The sequence below is a fragment of the Rhodanobacter sp. G2-10 genome (assembly GCF_055809185.1).
In genome coordinates, this window is the sequence record NZ_CM147900.1 from 1589226 (window position 1) to 1605198 (window position 15973).

General features: G+C 63.2%; 14 protein-coding genes. 10 read left to right on the forward strand and 4 right to left on the reverse strand.

What is annotated here, in order from left to right; genetic code table 11:
• The first annotated feature begins 1 nt into the window (after position 1).
• Both carB and greA read left to right on the forward strand, forming a co-directional pair.
• On the forward strand, positions 2-3229 hold the full coding sequence (gene carB, locus AC0L58_RS07310; protein ID WP_473688123.1) for a carbamoyl-phosphate synthase large subunit: 3228 nt from the start codon (positions 2-4) through the stop codon (positions 3227-3229).
• Positions 3226-3702 carry a transcription elongation factor GreA gene (greA, locus tag AC0L58_RS07315; protein ID WP_473688125.1) on the forward strand — a complete coding sequence of 159 codons (477 nt, stop codon included), beginning with the start codon at positions 3226-3228 and terminating at the stop codon, positions 3700-3702. Before carB ends, greA begins: the two co-directional genes overlap by 4 nt.
• Before the next feature lie 97 nt (positions 3703-3799).
• Here greA and ykgO read toward each other — a convergent pair whose 3' ends face one another.
• From ykgO to AC0L58_RS07335, 4 genes are all read right to left on the reverse strand, one after another.
• Positions 3800-3925, reverse strand: a complete 126-nt coding sequence (gene ykgO, locus AC0L58_RS07320; protein WP_007080705.1) for a type B 50S ribosomal protein L36 — start codon at positions 3923-3925, stop codon at positions 3800-3802.
• A gap of 62 nt (positions 3926-3987) precedes the next feature.
• On the reverse strand, positions 3988-4899 hold the full coding sequence (locus AC0L58_RS07325; RefSeq protein WP_473688128.1) for a LysR substrate-binding domain-containing protein: 912 nt from the start codon (positions 4897-4899) through the stop codon (positions 3988-3990).
• A 225-nt stretch (positions 4900-5124) separates the two neighbouring features.
• Positions 5125-7143, reverse strand: coding sequence for an oxidoreductase (locus tag AC0L58_RS07330; RefSeq protein ID WP_473688130.1), 2019 nt, complete (start codon positions 7141-7143; stop codon positions 5125-5127).
• Between the two features lie 87 nt (positions 7144-7230).
• A complete protein-coding gene (locus AC0L58_RS07335; RefSeq protein ID WP_473688131.1) occupies positions 7231-7488 on the reverse strand; it encodes an acyl-CoA-binding protein in 258 nt (85 codons plus the stop codon).
• Between the two features lie 114 nt (positions 7489-7602).
• On the opposite strand from AC0L58_RS07335, the gene cmk reads away from it, so the two are divergent.
• From cmk to galU, 8 genes are all read left to right on the forward strand, one after another.
• On the forward strand, positions 7603-8283 hold the full coding sequence (gene cmk, locus AC0L58_RS07340) for a (d)CMP kinase (RefSeq protein ID WP_473688133.1): 681 nt from the start codon (positions 7603-7605) through the stop codon (positions 8281-8283).
• A 178-nt stretch (positions 8284-8461) separates the two neighbouring features.
• A complete protein-coding gene (rpsA, locus tag AC0L58_RS07345) occupies positions 8462-10135 on the forward strand; it encodes a 30S ribosomal protein S1 (RefSeq protein WP_473688135.1) in 1674 nt (557 codons plus the stop codon).
• Positions 10136-10206: 71 nt separating this feature from the next.
• Positions 10207-10506: an integration host factor subunit beta gene (locus AC0L58_RS07350; protein ID WP_473688137.1), complete on the forward strand. Its 300-nt coding sequence runs from the start codon at positions 10207-10209 to the stop codon at positions 10504-10506.
• 157 nt (positions 10507-10663) lie between these two features.
• Positions 10664-10912, forward strand: coding sequence for a LapA family protein (locus AC0L58_RS07355; protein ID WP_473688139.1), 249 nt, complete (start codon positions 10664-10666; stop codon positions 10910-10912).
• Complete coding sequence (lapB, locus tag AC0L58_RS07360) at positions 10909-12081, forward strand: lipopolysaccharide assembly protein LapB (RefSeq protein WP_473688141.1); 1173 nt, start codon at positions 10909-10911, stop codon at positions 12079-12081. Before AC0L58_RS07355 ends, lapB begins: the two co-directional genes overlap by 4 nt.
• A gap of 7 nt (positions 12082-12088) precedes the next feature.
• Positions 12089-13114 carry an MraY family glycosyltransferase gene (locus AC0L58_RS07365; RefSeq protein ID WP_473688632.1) on the forward strand — a complete coding sequence of 342 codons (1026 nt, stop codon included), beginning with the start codon at positions 12089-12091 and terminating at the stop codon, positions 13112-13114.
• Positions 13101-14999, forward strand: a complete 1899-nt coding sequence (locus AC0L58_RS07370) for a polysaccharide biosynthesis protein (RefSeq protein ID WP_473688143.1) — start codon at positions 13101-13103, stop codon at positions 14997-14999. Before AC0L58_RS07365 ends, AC0L58_RS07370 begins: the two co-directional genes overlap by 14 nt.
• Entirely contained in the window at positions 14996-15871 is an 876-nt protein-coding gene (galU, locus tag AC0L58_RS07375; protein WP_473688145.1) for a UTP--glucose-1-phosphate uridylyltransferase GalU, read from the forward strand. The genes AC0L58_RS07370 and galU overlap by 4 nt, the downstream gene beginning before the upstream one ends.
• Positions 15872-15973: the final 102 nt, after the last annotated feature.

Genomic DNA, 15973 nt, shown 5'->3' on the forward strand with positions numbered 1-15973 from the left:
GATGCCCAAGCGTACCGATATCAAGAGCATCCTCATCATCGGAGCCGGACCGATCGTGATCGGCCAGGCCTGCGAGTTCGACTATTCCGGCGCACAGGCCTGCAAGGCGCTCAAGGAAGAGGGCTACCGGGTCATCCTGGTGAATTCCAACCCCGCCACGATCATGACCGACCCGGATACCGCCGACGCGGTCTACATCGAGCCGATCAACTGGCGGACCGTGGAGCGCATCATTGCGCGTGAGCGACCTGACGCCGTGTTGCCCACGATGGGTGGCCAGACGGCCCTCAACTGCGCTCTCGAACTGGCTGATCATGGTGTGCTGGAGAAGTATGACGTCGAATTGATCGGTGCCCGGCGCGAGGCGATCCGCATGGCCGAGGACCGCGAATTGTTCCGCGTGGCGATGGGGGAGATCGGGCTGGAATCCCCCAAGGCCGAAATCGTGCGCACCTTCGAACGGGCGCTCGAGGTCCAGGCCAAGGTGGGCTTCCCGACCGTGATCCGGCCCAGCTTCACGCTGGGTGGCACTGGTGGCGGCATCGCGTACAACCTTGAAGAGTTCGAGGAGGTCGTCAAGCATGGCCTGGAGCTCTCGCCGGTGGGCGAGGTGCTGGTCGAGGAATCGGTGCTTGGCTGGAAAGAGTTCGAAATGGAAGTGGTTCGCGACACGGCGGACAACTGCATCATCGTCTGCGCGATCGAGAACCTCGACCCGATGGGCGTGCATACCGGCGACTCGATCACCGTGGCGCCGGCGCAGACGCTTACCGACAAGGAATACCAGCGCCTGCGCGACGCCTCGATCGCGGTGCTGCGCAAGATCGGCGTGGACACCGGTGGTTCAAACGTGCAATTCGGCATCAATCCAGCCGATGGTCGCGTCGTTGTCATCGAGATGAATCCACGCGTGTCGCGCTCGTCGGCGCTGGCCTCCAAAGCCACCGGTTTCCCGATCGCCAAGATCGCGGCGAAACTGGCGGTTGGCTACACGCTGGATGAGCTGAAGAACGACATCACCGGTGGACTCACGCCGGCTTCGTTCGAGCCGACCATCGACTACGTGGTCACCAAGATTCCGCGCTTCGCGTTCGAGAAATTTCCATCCGCCGACGCCCGTCTCACCACGCAGATGAAGTCGGTGGGCGAGGTGATGGCGATGGGTCGTACCTTCCATGAAGCGCTGCAGAAGGCGCTGCGTGGACTGGAAATCGGCAAGACCGGGCTCAACCCGACCGATCTGGATATCAGTTCCGATACGGGCCTGGCCACGCTCAAGCGGGAACTGCGTGAACCGCGCCCGGATCGGGTATTCCATCTGGCTGACGCGTTTCGCGCCGGGCTGACGCTGGAGGAGGTGCACGACCTGAGCAAGGTCGACCCCTGGTTCCTTGCCGCGTTCGAGGACATCGTGCTGGCCGAAGCCGAGATTGCCGAGCAGGGCATCACGGCGCTCGACGCGCCGCGGGTGCGTGAGCTGAAGCGGCTCGGTTTCGCCGACGCGCGGATTGCCGAATTGCTGGATACGGACGAGGCCTCGGTGCGGCATCTGCGCCACACGCTGGGCGTGCGCCCGGTCTACAAGCGAGTGGATTCCTGCGCCGCCGAGTTCGCCACCAGCACCGCCTACATGTATTCGACCTACGAGGAAGAATGCGAGGCGCACCCGACCGACCGCAAGAAGATCATCGTGCTAGGCGGCGGCCCGAACCGGATCGGGCAGGGCATCGAGTTCGACTATTGCTGCGTGCACGCCTCGCTGGCGCTGCGCGAGGATGGTTACGAAACCATCATGGTCAACTGCAATCCCGAAACGGTCTCGACTGATTACGACACCTCCGACCGCCTGTACTTCGAGCCAGTGACGCTGGAAGACGTGCTGGAAATCGTGCATCTGGAAAAGCCCAAGGGCGTGATCGTGCAGTACGGCGGGCAAACCCCGCTGAAGCTGGCGCGTGCGCTGGAGGCGGCCGGCGTGCCGATCATTGGCACCAGCCCGGATTCGATCGATCTGGCCGAGGATCGCGAACGCTTCCAGCACATGATCGAAAAGATCGGGCTGAAACAGCCGCCCAATCGCACCGCGCGCAATGCCGACGAGGCGCTGGCGCTGGCGCGCGAGATCGGCTATCCGCTGGTGGTGCGCCCGAGCTACGTGCTCGGCGGTCGCGCGATGGAAGTGGTACATGATGACACCGACTTGTCGCGCTATATCCGCGATGCGGTAAAGGTTTCCAACGATTCGCCCGTGCTGCTGGATCGCTTCCTCGATCATGCGGTGGAAGTGGATGTGGACGTGATCGCCGACGCCGAGGGCAACGTGCTGGTGGGCGGCATCATGGAACACATCGAGGAGGCCGGCGTGCACTCCGGCGACTCGTCCTGCTCGCTGCCGCCGTATTCGCTGAACGCTGAGGTGCAGGATGAATTGCGGCGCCAGGTCACCGCGATGGCGAAGGAACTGAAAGTCGTCGGCCTGATGAACACGCAGTTCGCGATCCAGGGGGAAACCGTCTACATCCTGGAAGTGAATCCGCGTGCCTCGCGGACCGTGCCGTTCGTATCCAAGGCCACGGGCGTGCCGCTGGCGAAGGTCGCGGCCCGCGTGATGGCCGGGCGGACCCTCGCCAGCCTGGGCGCGGTTCGGGAAGTCATTCCGGCCTATTATTCGGTGAAAGAGGCGATTTTCCCGTTCCTGAAGTTCCAGAACGTCGACCCGATTCTTGGCCCGGAGATGCGTTCCACCGGCGAGGTGATGGGCGTGGGCCGCAGTTTCGGTGCGGCATTCGCGCGCGCTCACGAAGCGGCAGGCATCCACCCTCCGACGGGAGGCAAGATGTTCCTGTCGGTGCGGGATGGCGACAAGGAACTCCTGTTGCCGGTGGCCAAGGAGGTCATTGTGCGGGGTTTCAGCCTGGTGGCGACTTCCGGCACGGCCAGTTTCCTGGCCGCGCACGGCGTGCCCTGCGAACGCATCAACAAGGTGCTCGAAGGGCGCCCGCACATCGTCGACGCGATCAAGAACGGCGAAATTGCCTATATCGTCAACACCACCGAAGGGAAGCAGGCCATTGCCGATTCCTTCTCGATCCGGCGCGAAGCGTTGCAGCATCGCGTCACCTATTCCACGACCGTGGCCGGCGCCCGTGCGCTGGTGCATTCGCTGGACTTCCGCGGCGATGGTGAAGTACACAATCTGCAGGAATTGCACAAGGAGCTCAGCTCATGAGTCGCGCCCCGATCACCAAAGCCGGCTCCGAACGCCTGCGTGCGGAACTCGAAAAACTCAAATCAACGGATCGCCCGCGCATCATCGCCGCGATTGCCGAAGCGCGCGCGCACGGCGATCTCAAGGAGAACGCCGAGTACCACGCGGCGCGTGAGCTGCAGAGCTTCACGGAGGGACGGATTGCGCAGCTGGAGGGCTTGCTGTCGACGGCTGAAGTCATCGACATAGCCCGCCTCAACCCAGGCAAGAAGGTCGTGTTCGGCGCGACTGTCGATCTCGAGGACGAGGACAGCGGTGCGGCGGTGACCTACCAGATCGTGGGCGACCTCGAGGCCGACATCAAGCAGCGACTGATCGCGGTGTCGTCGCCGATCGCTCGTGCACTGATCGGCAAGAGTGCCGGCGACAGCTTCGAGTTCACTGCGCCCAATGGCGTCAAGCATTACGAAATCATCGACGTCCGCTACGAATGAGATGGCTCCGGGCGCGGTGAAGTCGCCGCGGCCTGGATGTCCAGCCACAAAAAAGGGCCGCGGATGCGGCCCTTTTCGTGGCATCGCCGCGCTTGACTCAGCGCTGACGAGCCTTGAAACGGGGGTTGCTCTTGCAGATCACGAACACCTTGCCGCGACGACGCACGATCTTGCAGTCGCGGTGCCGCGCCTTGGCGGACTTCAAAGAGTTAAGCACCTTCACGGCCAGCTCCTGACACTAAAAGAAAAATTCAAGCTCCCAAGTATAGCCATTCCATTGGCAGCTCACAAGCCCGCTGCAATGGACGTTTCCGTCACGGTTGCCAGAAATTGTTGCAGGGCAGGAGACTGGTCGTCGGCCCGACAAGCAACCGCCAGCAACAGGAAGGCATCGGGATCCTCCAGCGGCACATAACAGACACCAGCCAGGTGCACCGAACGTATGCTCGCCGGCACCAGGGCGAGCCCCAGGCCAGCGGCGACCAGGACCAGCAAACCGTTGATCTGCTGGGCCTGTTGCACGATGGAGGGCTGGAATCCGGCGTTGTTTGCCAGCGTGACCAAGCGATCGTACAGCGTGGCAGCGAGCGCGCGGGGCTGGGCGACGAATGCGTCGCCGGCCACTTCGGCGAGACTGATGCTGCTGCGTCCCGCCAGGGGATGACCGGCCGGCATGGCCAGCAGCAGGGGCTCGCGGTCGATCACACTCAGCCGCAGACGGCGAACATCCTGCGCATGCACCGGTTCGCTACGCACGAAGCCGGCATCGACTTCCTCGGCGAGCAGGGCGGCAAACTGCGGTTCGGTATACATCTCGACCAGCTTCAGGGCGACCCTGGGCGCAATCTGGCCGTAGCGCAGCAAGGTTCGCGGCAATGTAGGGTGAAACGAGACGGAAACCGTGTAGGCCAGCCGCAAATGGCCGCTGTATCCGGCGGCTGCGGCGGCAACCTGGCTGCGTGCCTCGTCCGCCTTGGCCAGGATCTGGCGCGCCTGATCCAGAAAGACCCGGCCCGGTTCAGTCAGTTTGACGTGGCGCTTGTTGCGATCCAGCAGGCGGGCACCCAGATCCTGTTCCAGCGACTGGATCTGCTGGGACAGCGGCGGCTGGGAAATGTGCAGGCGCAGGGCCGCACGCGTGAAGCTGAGCTCCTCGGCGACGGCCACGAAATAGCGCAACTGGCGGAAGTCAAACATATAGCGATATCGTATTAATGAGGCGCGAAATATATATTGGATACTTTATCGCGTCGATCATAAACTGCCACCCGTCCCGCCACTTCCCCTCCCCCCTAGTGGCGGCGGCCCTCGCCCCGCAGCGACGCTAAATACGACATCTGGTTCAACTCCCCCCCCTGAACCCATGTCGATGCGTCTCCCCTGCGGGGCGCTTTCTTTTTCGCCGTTGATCGCCAGCACACCTCAGATCGTGCTGGCCAGCCGGGTGCCCTGATCGATGGCGCGCTTGGCGTCCAGCTCTGCTGCGACGTCGGCGCCGCCGATCACGTGCACGATCAGGCCGGCCGCGATCAAATCGTCGGCCAGTTCGCGGTTGGACTCCTGCCCGGCGCACACGACGACGTTGTCGACCGGGAGAACTTGCGCTTTGCCGTCGACGCTGACGTGCAGGCCCTGATCATCGAAGCGTTCATAGCGGACCTGGCCCAGCATGGTGACCTGCTTGGCTTTCAGGGTGGCCCGATGCACCCAGCCCGTGGTCTTGTTCAGTCGTGCACCGAGACGTCCCTCGCTGCGCTGAAGCAACCAGACCCGTCGTTCCGGCGCTTCAGGGCGCGGGAGCTGCAGTCCGCTGCGCTGTTCCAGCTTCATGTCCACGCCCCATTGGCGGGCCCAGCGGTCTACCTCGGTCGTGGGTGAGGGGGCTGCCTCCACCAGGTATTCGGCGACATCGAATCCGATGCCGCCGGCACCGATGATGGCCACCTTGGCACCGACCGGTTGGTGTCGTGCCAGCACGTCGAGATAGCCGAGCACGCGCGGATCATCGCTGCCGGAAAAAGTGACCCGGCGCGGCGTGATGCCGGTGGCGATCACGACCTCGTCATAACCGCCATCTCGCAGCGAAGCCACGTCGGCCGTCTCCCCCAGCCGGACGTCGACGCCCATGTCGGCCAACTGGTGCCGGAAGTAGCGCAGCGTCTCGTGGAATTCTTCCTTGCCGGGTATCTGCTTGGCATAGTTGAACTGGCCGCCGATCTCGTCGGCGCCGTCGATCAGGGTTACCTGGTGTCCACGTTCGCCAAGCGCGCTGGCGCAGGCCATGCCGGCGGGTCCGGCGCCGACCACGGCGATGCGTTTTCGGACGGCGGCGGGTTCGATCTTCAGTTCCGTCTCATGGCAGGCGCGCGGATTGACCAGGCAACTGGCCCGGCGGTTCTGGAATACGTGATCGAGGCAGGCCTGATTGCAGGCAATGCAGGTATTGATCCGCTCGCTGCGACCCGTTTTCGCCTTGATGGCCCAGGCCGGATCGGCCAGCAACGGGCGCGCCATCGACACCATGTCGGCTTCGCCCTCGGCCAGGATGTGTTCGGCCACGTCGGGCATGTTGATCCGGTTGGTGGCAACCAGCGGAATACCCACTTCGCCCTTGAGCTTTCGGGTCACCCAGGCAAAGCCGGCGCGCGGAACGCTGGTGACGATGGTCGGGATGCGTGCTTCATGCCAGCCGATGCCGGTATTGATGATGCTGGCGCCGGCGGTTTCGATGGCCTTGGCCAGCGCCACCACCTCGGGCCAGTCCTGGCCGCCTTTCACCAGGTCGAGCATGGAAAGGCGATAGATGATGATGAAATCGCGCCCGACGGCTTCGCGGGTGCGCCGCACGATCTCCACCGGAAAGCGCATGCGCCGGGCGGCGTCGCCACCCCAGCGATCGTCGCGCTGGTTGGTGCGCGCGGCGATGAACTCGTTGATCAGATAGCCTTCCGAACCCATGATTTCGACGCCGTCATAACGTGCGTCCTGCGCAAGCCTTGCGCAATGGACGAAGTCGTTGATGGTTCGCTCCACCCCTCGCGCAGAAAGCGCGCGGGGGGTGAACGGCGTGATCGGTGACTTGATTCTGGAAGGTGCCACCGACAATGGGTGATAGCCGTAGCGTCCCGCGTGCAGAATCTGCATGCAGATGCGCCCGCCCTCGCTGTGCACGGCCCTGGTGAGTTTGCGATGGCGCGGCTTGTGCCAGGGCATGGTGAGCCTGCCCCCGAATGGTTTCAGCCAGCCTTCGATACTGGGCGCAATGCCGCCGGTGACCATCAAGCCCACGCCGCCACCGGCGCGTTCGGCGAAATACGCGGCCAGTTTGTCGTAGTCGCCGGCCTTGTCTTCCAGCCCGGTATGCATCGACCCCATCAGGATCCGGTTGGGCAGGGTGATGTGGCCCAGGTCGAGCGGGGCAAACAGGTTGGGGTAATTCATGCGATCCACTGGCGGCTCAAACGATCGTATGAATGTGCCGGTGTTCGCCCTCCGAAAGCAAGCGCCGTATCGAAGAGGCGACACTTTTCAGGCGAGCAACTGGTGCACCAGCGCGATGTAGCGGCGCATGGCTTCCTCTTCCGGAACACCGTTCAACTGGAGCCAGGCTTCATGTTTGGCCGTGCCGACGAAGTCGAAAAAGCCGGGCGCGGCGCGTTTCAGATCGCCCTCGCAAGCCTGTTTGTACAGCGCGTACAGTTTCAGAAGGGTGTCGTTGTCTGGTCGCTTGGCCAGCCGCTGGACATCCCGGGCGGCTTGGTCGAACTCGCGGCGAAGATCATTCATGGATTGGGAAGACCATCGCTTGCAGGCTGGGGCAGAGGGGCTAGATAGCACGCGATTTCAGCGGGGTCAACGCGTTAGACTGCCCGCTTTTACTTATGTTGCCAGGATGCTGTCATGACCCATGCCGCCCCAGTTCCCGTACTCACCATCGATGGACCGTCGGGATCGGGCAAGGGTACTGTCAGCGCCCTGGTGGCCGAGCGGCTGGGTTGGCGACTGCTGGATTCGGGCGCGCTGTACCGCGCTGTGGGGTATGCCGCGGGCATGGGCGGGGTGGACCTGTCGGATGTGGAGGCGGTGACCCGTTGCGCGCAGAACACGAAAATCCAGTTCCGGGCGGCAACGGATGGGCGTGAGACCCGGGTGATCGTCAACGGCCACGACGCTACCGACGAGTTGCGTACCGAGACCGCAGGCGCGGCGGCCTCGGCCATCGCCTCGATGCCGACCGTGCGCGAGGCCCTGGTGGCGCTGCAACTGGGCTTTCGCAAAGCGCCCGGGCTGGTGGCGGACGGGCGCGACATGGGCACCGTCATCTTCCCCGATGCGGCGCACAAGGTATTCCTGACGGCAAGCGCCGCCGAACGGGCGAAAAGGCGCTATAAGCAGTTGAAGGAAAAGGGACTCAGCGTTACACTTGGCGGCCTTCAGCGTGAAATTGAGGCGCGTGACAGCCGTGATGCATCGCGTGCCGTCGCGCCACTCAAGCCTGCCGATGATGCTGTCCTCGTGGATACCACGGGCATGGCTATCGACGAGGTCGTCGCGAAAGTATTTGCCGTCGTGCGGTCCTGATCGGATGGTGCGGCGGCTTTTGTGCCCCTGCCGTGGCAGGGGGTTTTGACCCACGGTGACAACGGTCGGCTCTGCGCGAGCCACCTTAAGCACCCCCAACCGGTGGACCGGATAGTTCCTGCGCAACAACCCATCCGAGCGCAGTGGACATACGGTCTTTTCCCACTATGGAATCAACATGACTGAAAGTTTTGCCGAACTGTTTGAACAGAGCCAGCAGGCCATTGCCAAGCTGAAGCCCGGCGCCATCGTTACCGGCATCGTTGTGGAAATCCGCAATGACGTTGTCGTGATCAACGCAGGCCTGAAGAGCGAAGGCATCGTCCCGATTGACCAGTTCAAGGGCGAAGACGGTGAGTTGGAAGTGCAGGTTGGCGACGAGGTGAAGGTAGCCCTCGAAGCCCTGGAAGACGGTTTCGGCGAGACCAAGCTGTCGCGCGAGAAAGCCAAGCGCTCGATGGTGTGGGACGACCTGGAGCAGGCGTTCGACAAGGAAGAGACCATCACCGGCATGATTTCCGGCAAGGTCAAGGGCGGCTTCACCGTCGACATCAAGGACGTCCGCGCATTCCTGCCGGGCTCGCTGGTCGACGTGCGCCCGGTGCGCGAGCCGACCTATCTCGAGGGCAAGGAACTCGAGTTCAAGATCATCAAGCTGGACCGCAAGCGCAACAACGTGGTGGTCAGCCGCCGCGCCGTCGTCGAGACCGAGTTCTCCGAAGAGCGCGAGAAGCTGCTGGAGCGCCTGGTCGAAGGTGCCGTCATCAAGGGCGTGGTCAAGAACCTCACCGATTACGGCGCGTTCGTGGACCTGGGCGGCATCGACGGCCTGCTGCACATCACCGACATGGCGTGGAAGCGCGTGCGTCATCCGTCCGAAGTGGTCAACGTCGGCGACGAGCTGGACGTGCGCGTGCTGAAGTACGACAAGGAGCGCAACCGCGTTTCGCTGGGCCTGAAGCAGCTGGGCGACGATCCGTGGGTGAACATCTCGCGTCGTTACCCGGTCGGCAGCCGCATCTTCGGCAAGGTCTCCAACGTCACCGATTACGGCTGTTTCGTCGAGATCGAGCCGGGCGTGGAAGGCCTGGTGCACGTGTCCGAGATGGACTGGACCAACAAGAACGTCAACCCGGCCAAGGTGGTGCAGGTCGGCGACGAGACCGAAGTGACCGTGCTGGACGTGGATGAAGAGCGTCGCCGCATCTCGCTGGGCATCAAGCAGACCCGCTCGAACCCGTGGGAAGCCTTCGCCGCCATGCACAAGAAGGGCGACAAGGTTTCCGGCCAGATCAAGTCGATCACCGACTTCGGCGTGTTCATCGGCCTGGAAGGCGGCATCGACGGCCTGGTGCACCTGTCCGACATCTCCTGGCAGGTGTCCGGCGAAGATCTCGTTCGCGATTTCAAGAAGGGCGAAGAGATCGAAGCCGTGGTGCTGGCCGTGGACCCCGAGCGCGAGCGTATCTCGCTGGGCATCAAGCAGATGGAACAGGACCCGTTCGGTCAGTTCATGGCGGCCAATCCGCGTGGCACGATCGTCAACGGTACCGTCAAGGAAGTCGACGCCAAGGGCGCGGTGATTGATCTGGGCGAAGGCGTCGAGGGTTACCTGCGCGCCAACGACATCGCCAAGGAGCGCATCGACGATGCCACCCAGCACCTGAAAGTCGGGGACGCGGTGGAAGCGAAGTTCACCGGCATGGATCGCAAGGGTCGTCAGCTGTCGCTCTCGATTCGCGCCAAGGACGAGGAAGATGCGCCCGAGGCAGCCGTGGATTACTCCTCGGCCGCCAGCGGCACGACCAAGCTCGGCGCGTTGTTGAAGGAACAGTTCAACAAGGCCGATTGATCGCCAGTTGCAAGCACGACGCGGGGCGGCAATCGCCGCCCCGCTGTTTCACGTCACGGACATTGGGGCCCATGACCAAATCCGAATTGATCGAAGCGCTGGCACGGCGCCAGACCCACCTCGCGTTTGCCGATGTCGAGATGGCCGTCAAGAGCGTCATCGAGCAGATGAGCCAGGCCCTCTCCCAGGGCGAGCGCATCGAGGTGCGCGGGTTCGGCAGCTTCGCGCTGCACTACCGGCCGCCCAGGATGGGACGCAATCCGAAGACCGGCGAAGCCGTGGCCTTGCCGGGCAAACACGTTCCTCATTTCAAGCCAGGCAAGGAATTGCGCGAACGCGTCAACCTTGATCTGGGCAAGGACGCCGACTGAGGCGTCCATCAAGATCAGACCCGAGGCAGGCGGCGTGAGTCGGTCCTGCCTTTTCTTTGGCTGTCGTTTGCTTGACACGGGTAGCGCAGTCCGGCTGCCGATGGAAGCGGCCTTGTGCCTCCTGTGCCAGTCAGGATCAATCAGGTAGAGTTCAATCATGCGATTGCTTGCCATCATCACCCTGGTCATCTTTGTTGCCGCCGGTATCGTGCTGGGAGCGCTCAATGCCGGCATGGTCGGTTACGACTTCGGATTTGCCCAGCTGCAGCTGCCCAAGGGTGCGGCGCTGCTGGGAGCACTGGTGGTCGGCTGGTTGCTTGGCGGGCTGACCGCATGGCTGGGATCGCGGCCACGCAAGTCGCGCCAGCCTTCCCGCGCGGACAGGAAGCCGACGGTCAAGTCATGAATCCACTTTACGTGCTGGCTGCGTTGTTGCCCGTGGCGTTCGTGCTCGGGTGGTGGGCCTCGCGCCAGATCGGAGCGCGGCGTTCCGGCGCTGAAGTCAGCGAGCTGTCGTCGGATTACTTCCGAGGCCTGAACTACCTGCTCAACGAAGAGCAGGACAAGGCGATCGAAGTCTTCCTGAAACTGGCCGAATACAATCGCGACACGGTCGAGACGCACCTGGCACTGGGCAACCTGTTCCGCCGGCGTGGCGAAGTGGACCGGGCGATCCGCTTGCATCAACACCTGGTGTCGCGGCCCGGTTTGTCCGAGGCGATGAAGACCGTGGCGCTGCTGGAACTGGGCGAAGACTACATGCGTTCAGGCCTGCTCGACCGCGCCGAAGCGTTGTTCGCCGATCTGGTCGCGATGGATTCGCACGCGCCCTCGGCGCTGCGACATCTGATCGCGATCTATCAACACGAGCGCGATTGGCACAAGGCCATCGAGCATGCTCGGCGCCTCGAGGTGATGACTGGCGAAGACGAGGCGCCGATGATCGCCCAGTTCTATTGCGAGCTGGCCGAGCGTGCACGCCAGCATGGCGCGCGAGCGGAAGCGCGCGACTACCTGCGTCAGGCGTTCGAGTGCCAGTCCGACTGCGTGCGCGCGTTCATGATTACCGGGCGCATGCAGGCCGAGGACGGCCAGCACGCCGAGGCCATCGATGCGTTCGAGGCAGCGATCCACGCCGACAGCGCATTCACCCCTGACATCCTGCCGCCGCTGCTGGACAGTTATGCCCGGTCACAACAGATGGCGCGCGCCGAAGCGTTCCTGAGCGACATGCTCGGGCGCTACCACGGCGTGTCGCCGATCCTGGCGCTGGCTCGCATTTATCGGCAACGCGACGGCGAGCGCGCCGCCATCGATTTTCTGACGGCACAGTTGCGTCAGCGGCCGTCAGTACGCGGTTTGATGACCTTGCTCGACGCCACGATGGACAAGATCGAGGGCGAGGCGCGGGAGAATTTCCTGATCTTGCGCGATCTGACCCGGAAGTTGCTCGAAGGCCAGGCGATGTATCGTTGCAACCGTTGCGGCTTCGGCGCCAAGGCGCATCACTGGCAATGCCCCAGCTGCAAGAGCTGGAGTACGATCCGGCCGATACACGGAGTTGCCGGCGAGTGACATGACGATCCTGATGACCATTGGATGGTTGCTGACTAGCTTCTTGATCACCGTATTGCTGGTGGGCGCCTCGATCGGCTATGCGCGGCGACGCGGCATGCTGGATCTGCCTGGGCAGCGCCGCTCGCACGATATTCCGACGCCTCGCGGTGGCGGCATCGGCATCGTCGTGGCCATGCTCATCTGTTTGGGCGGGGCAGGCTGGGGCGGATCGATGGGCGGGTCTGGGCATCCGATGCTGGCTGGCCTGTGCGCGGCGCTGCTGCTGGTGGCGCTGGCTGGCTGGTGGGATGATCACCGGTCGCTGCCGGTGTTGCCGCGTTTTGCCGCGCAGTTGCTGGCAGTTGCGCTGTTCTCGGCAGGTCTGGGGGCTGCCGGCACGTCATGCTGGTGGCTGCCGTTGTTGCTGCTCGTGGGTGCCTGGAGCATCAACCTGCATAATTTCATGGATGGCATCGACGGGCTGTTGGCGCAGCAGGCGATTTTCGTCGGTAGCGGCCTGGCTGCGTTGGCCTGGGCGGCACATCAGCCGATGCTGGCCTTGCTGACCGGGTGTCTGGCGGTGTCTGCGCTGGGCTTCTGGCTCTTCAACCGGCCACCGGCGCGAATCTTCATGGGCGATGTAGGCAGCGGTAGTGTGGGCTTGCTGATCTTTGCGTTCGGCGCGATGCTATGGCGGATTGATCATGCCTTGTTGTGGCCGGCGCTGATCCTGTCTTCCGCGTTCATGATGGATGCCAGTCTTACCCTGCTGGCGCGGATGTGGCTGGGGCGGCGCTGGTACGCGGCTCACCGCGAGCATCTCTACCAATGGCTGGTGCGGCGCGGTCGGACCCATGCAAGGGTGGATTCGGTCTATATGGGCTGGAACCTGCTGGTGGCGGCGCCAATGGCCTGGTTGGCGTGGAGTCATCTGCACGTGGCGTTGACCGTTACCATGGTCGTCTATGCGGTTGCTGCAGCCACGTGGCTGTACCTGAAACGTCGCTTGTTGCGGCACAACGCGAACAAGGCTCCCCATGTCATTTCGTAAGTTTGTCGGAGTCATCCATCCGCGGATAGCAGTCGTGTTGCACGACCTGCTGATTGCTGCCATCGCCTGGTGGATCGCCAAATGGCTGCGTTACGCCCTGCGACCCGACGAAGTAGTCAGTTTCCAGCTGCTCGAGTTTCCCCTGGTGTTGCTGGTACAAGGGCTGATCTTCCGCTGGACCGGCCTCTACAAGAGTGTTTGGCGCTTCGCCAGCCTGCCCGATCTGTGGAACATCGTGCGTGCATCGATCATCGGTTCGCTGGCCATCGGCGTGTCGCTGTTTCTCTATGATCGACTGGAAGGCGTTCCACGTTCGGTCATGTTGCTGTACCCGGGCATTCTTGCCCTGCTGCTGGGCAGTCCCCGGCTGGCCTACCGCTACTGGAAGGACAGCCGCGCCGACCTGTTCAAGGGCAAGACCGCGAAGCGGGTACTGATCGTCGGTGCCGACCGGGCTGGCGAGGTGCTTTGCCGCGACCTGCGCCGCGACAATCGCTATGCCGTGGTCGGGTTCGTCGACGACAACCCGAGCCTACGCGGCGCCAGCATCAATGGCCATCCGGTGTTGGGTCGATTGGATCAATTGCCCCAGCTGGCGCGTGAGGCGGCGGTGGACATGCTCCTTATTGCCTTGCCCGGCGCGTCCACGGCCGAAATGCGGCGCGTGGTGGGCTTGTGCGACATCACGGACCTGCCGTACCGGACGGTACCTCGGCTCGAGGATGTGGTGGCGGGCCGTGCTTACATGAACCAGATCAAGGAAGTGGCGATCGAGGATCTGCTGGGTCGTGACGCGGTGGAACTGGACTGGACCGCCATCCGCGAGACCTTGAGCAGTCGGCGCGTGCTGGTGACCGGTGGCGGTGGTTCGATTGGTTCGGAGTTGTGCCGGCAGGTTGCCCGCCTTGGTGCCCAGGCGCTTACCGTGGTCGAGGTGAGCGAATACAACCTGTATCGAATCACCCAGGAATTGCGTGCTGACTTTCCCGATCTGATCCTCGACGGCGTGCTTGCAAACTGTTGCGACGAGACGGCCATGCGCAAGGTATTTGCCGAGGCGCAACCGCAAGTGGTGTTTCACGCGGCAGCCTACAAGCATGTGCCGATGCTGCAGATGCAATTGCGTTCGGCGTTTCTCAACAACGTGCTTGGCACCCGCACCGTGGCCGATGCGGCCCGTGCCGTCGGCGTGTCGTGTTTCGTGCTGATTTCGACTGACAAGGCGGTCAATCCGACCAGCGTGATGGGCGCCTGCAAGCGCGTTGCCGAAATCTACTGTCAGAACCTCGATGCGCATTCCGACACGCGCTTCATGACCGTGCGTTTCGGCAACGTGCTGGACTCGGCTGGTTCCGTGGTGCCGCTGTTCCGGCGTCAGATCCGCGACGGTGGCCCGGTGACCGTCACCCATCCCGAGATTTCGCGCTATTTCATGACCATTCCCGAGGCCTGCCAGCTGATCCTGCAGACCGCGAGCATCGGCGAGGGTGGCGAGATTTTCGCGCTGGACATGGGTGAACCGGTAAAGATCCGGGATCTTGCCGAACAGATGATCCGCCTTGCCGGCAAGAAGCCGGGCAGCGAGATTCCGATCGTCTATACGGGCCTGCGCGCGGGTGAAAAGCTGTTCGAAGAGCTGTTTCATCCTCTTGAGAATTATCGAGCCACCTCCCACCCGAAAATTTTCCTGGCACAGCACCGGGAGGTGTCATGGGAGCTTTTGCAGGCGCTGCTGAACAAGACGGTCGGCGCCGTCGATGCCTATGATGAGGAAGAGCTTCGCCGCTCCGTGTCCAGTCTGCTGCCCTCGTTCCGTTGGAGCGAATCGGCGCAGCCGGACAACGTGGTGTCGATCCGTCGTATCAATCCGGAGGTCAATGAGTGAGCAAGCCCCTGCGCAAAGTGGTATTCCCCGTCGCCGGCCTCGGCACGCGCTTCCTGCCGGCGACCAAGGTGGTTGCCAAGGAAATGCTGCCAGTACTGGACAAGCCGTTGATCCAGTACGCTGTCGATGAAGCGGTGGACGCTGGCGCCGATACGCTGATCTTCGTCACCAATCGCTACAAGCATGCGATCGCCGACTACTTCGACAAGGCCTACGAGCTGGAGTCGAAGTTGCACGAGAAAGGCAAGGCCGAACTGCTGGCACTGGTGCAGGGCACCTTGCCGCGGCACGTGCGGGCCATCTTCGTGACCCAACCCGAGGCGCTTGGTCTGGGGCACGCGGTGCTCTGTGCCAAGCCCGTGGTTGGCGACGAACCGTTCGGCGTGATCCTGCCCGACGATCTCATCTGGAATGGAAAGGGTCGCGGCGCATTGCGGCAGATGGCCGAGTTGGCGGATGCGCAGCAGGCCGGCGTGATCGCGGTCGAGGAAGTGCCGCACGACGAGACCGACAAATATGGCATTGTCGACGCTACTCCACTGGACGACCGGAGCGCGACGATCCGCTTCATGGTCGAAAAACCCAAGCCGGCCGACGCGCCGTCGAACCTGGCGGTAGTGGGCCGCTACGTGTTGCCCGGTCGCATCTTCCAGTTGCTGGAGCAGACCACGCCCGGTGCCGGCGGCGAGATCCAGCTTACCGACGCGATCGAGGCCATGCTGAAGGAGCAGGGCAAGGTGCTTGCTTACCGCTTCGAGGGGACCCGGTTCGACTGTGGCAACAAGGCGGGCCTGGTGCGCGCAACCATGCATATGGCGATGCAGGATCCGAAACTGGCGCCGACGGTGCGCGCGTTTCTCGACCAACTCTGAACCGGGGTGACGGAGCACGATTGTCCGGGCCAACGTGTCCTGCGTTGTAGTTCCGCAGGCAGGGAAAGTCATGTTTGCCCGGTGCCGGGCTTTGGCATGGGT

Excerpts from the sequence above, each read along its gene's own strand:
- carB (WP_473688123.1), top strand. The coding sequence starts at position 2 with ATGCCCAAGCGTACCGATATCAAGAGCATCCTCATCATCGGAGCCGGA.
- greA (WP_473688125.1), top strand. The coding sequence starts at position 3,226 with ATGAGTCGCGCCCCGATCACCAAAGCCGGCTCCGAACGCCTGCGTGCG.
- AC0L58_RS07325 (WP_473688128.1), bottom strand. The coding sequence starts at position 4,899 with ATGTTTGACTTCCGCCAGTTGCGCTATTTCGTGGCCGTCGCCGAGGAG.
- AC0L58_RS07330 (WP_473688130.1), bottom strand. The coding sequence starts at position 7,143 with ATGAATTACCCCAACCTGTTTGCCCCGCTCGACCTGGGCCACATCACC.
- AC0L58_RS07335 (WP_473688131.1), bottom strand. The coding sequence starts at position 7,488 with ATGAATGATCTTCGCCGCGAGTTCGACCAAGCCGCCCGGGATGTCCAG.
- cmk (WP_473688133.1), top strand. The coding sequence starts at position 7,603 with ATGACCCATGCCGCCCCAGTTCCCGTACTCACCATCGATGGACCGTCG.
- rpsA (WP_473688135.1), top strand. The coding sequence starts at position 8,462 with ATGACTGAAAGTTTTGCCGAACTGTTTGAACAGAGCCAGCAGGCCATT.
- AC0L58_RS07350 (WP_473688137.1), top strand. The coding sequence starts at position 10,207 with ATGACCAAATCCGAATTGATCGAAGCGCTGGCACGGCGCCAGACCCAC.
- AC0L58_RS07355 (WP_473688139.1), top strand. The coding sequence starts at position 10,664 with ATGCGATTGCTTGCCATCATCACCCTGGTCATCTTTGTTGCCGCCGGT.
- lapB (WP_473688141.1), top strand. The coding sequence starts at position 10,909 with ATGAATCCACTTTACGTGCTGGCTGCGTTGTTGCCCGTGGCGTTCGTG.
- AC0L58_RS07370 (WP_473688143.1), top strand. The coding sequence starts at position 13,101 with ATGTCATTTCGTAAGTTTGTCGGAGTCATCCATCCGCGGATAGCAGTC.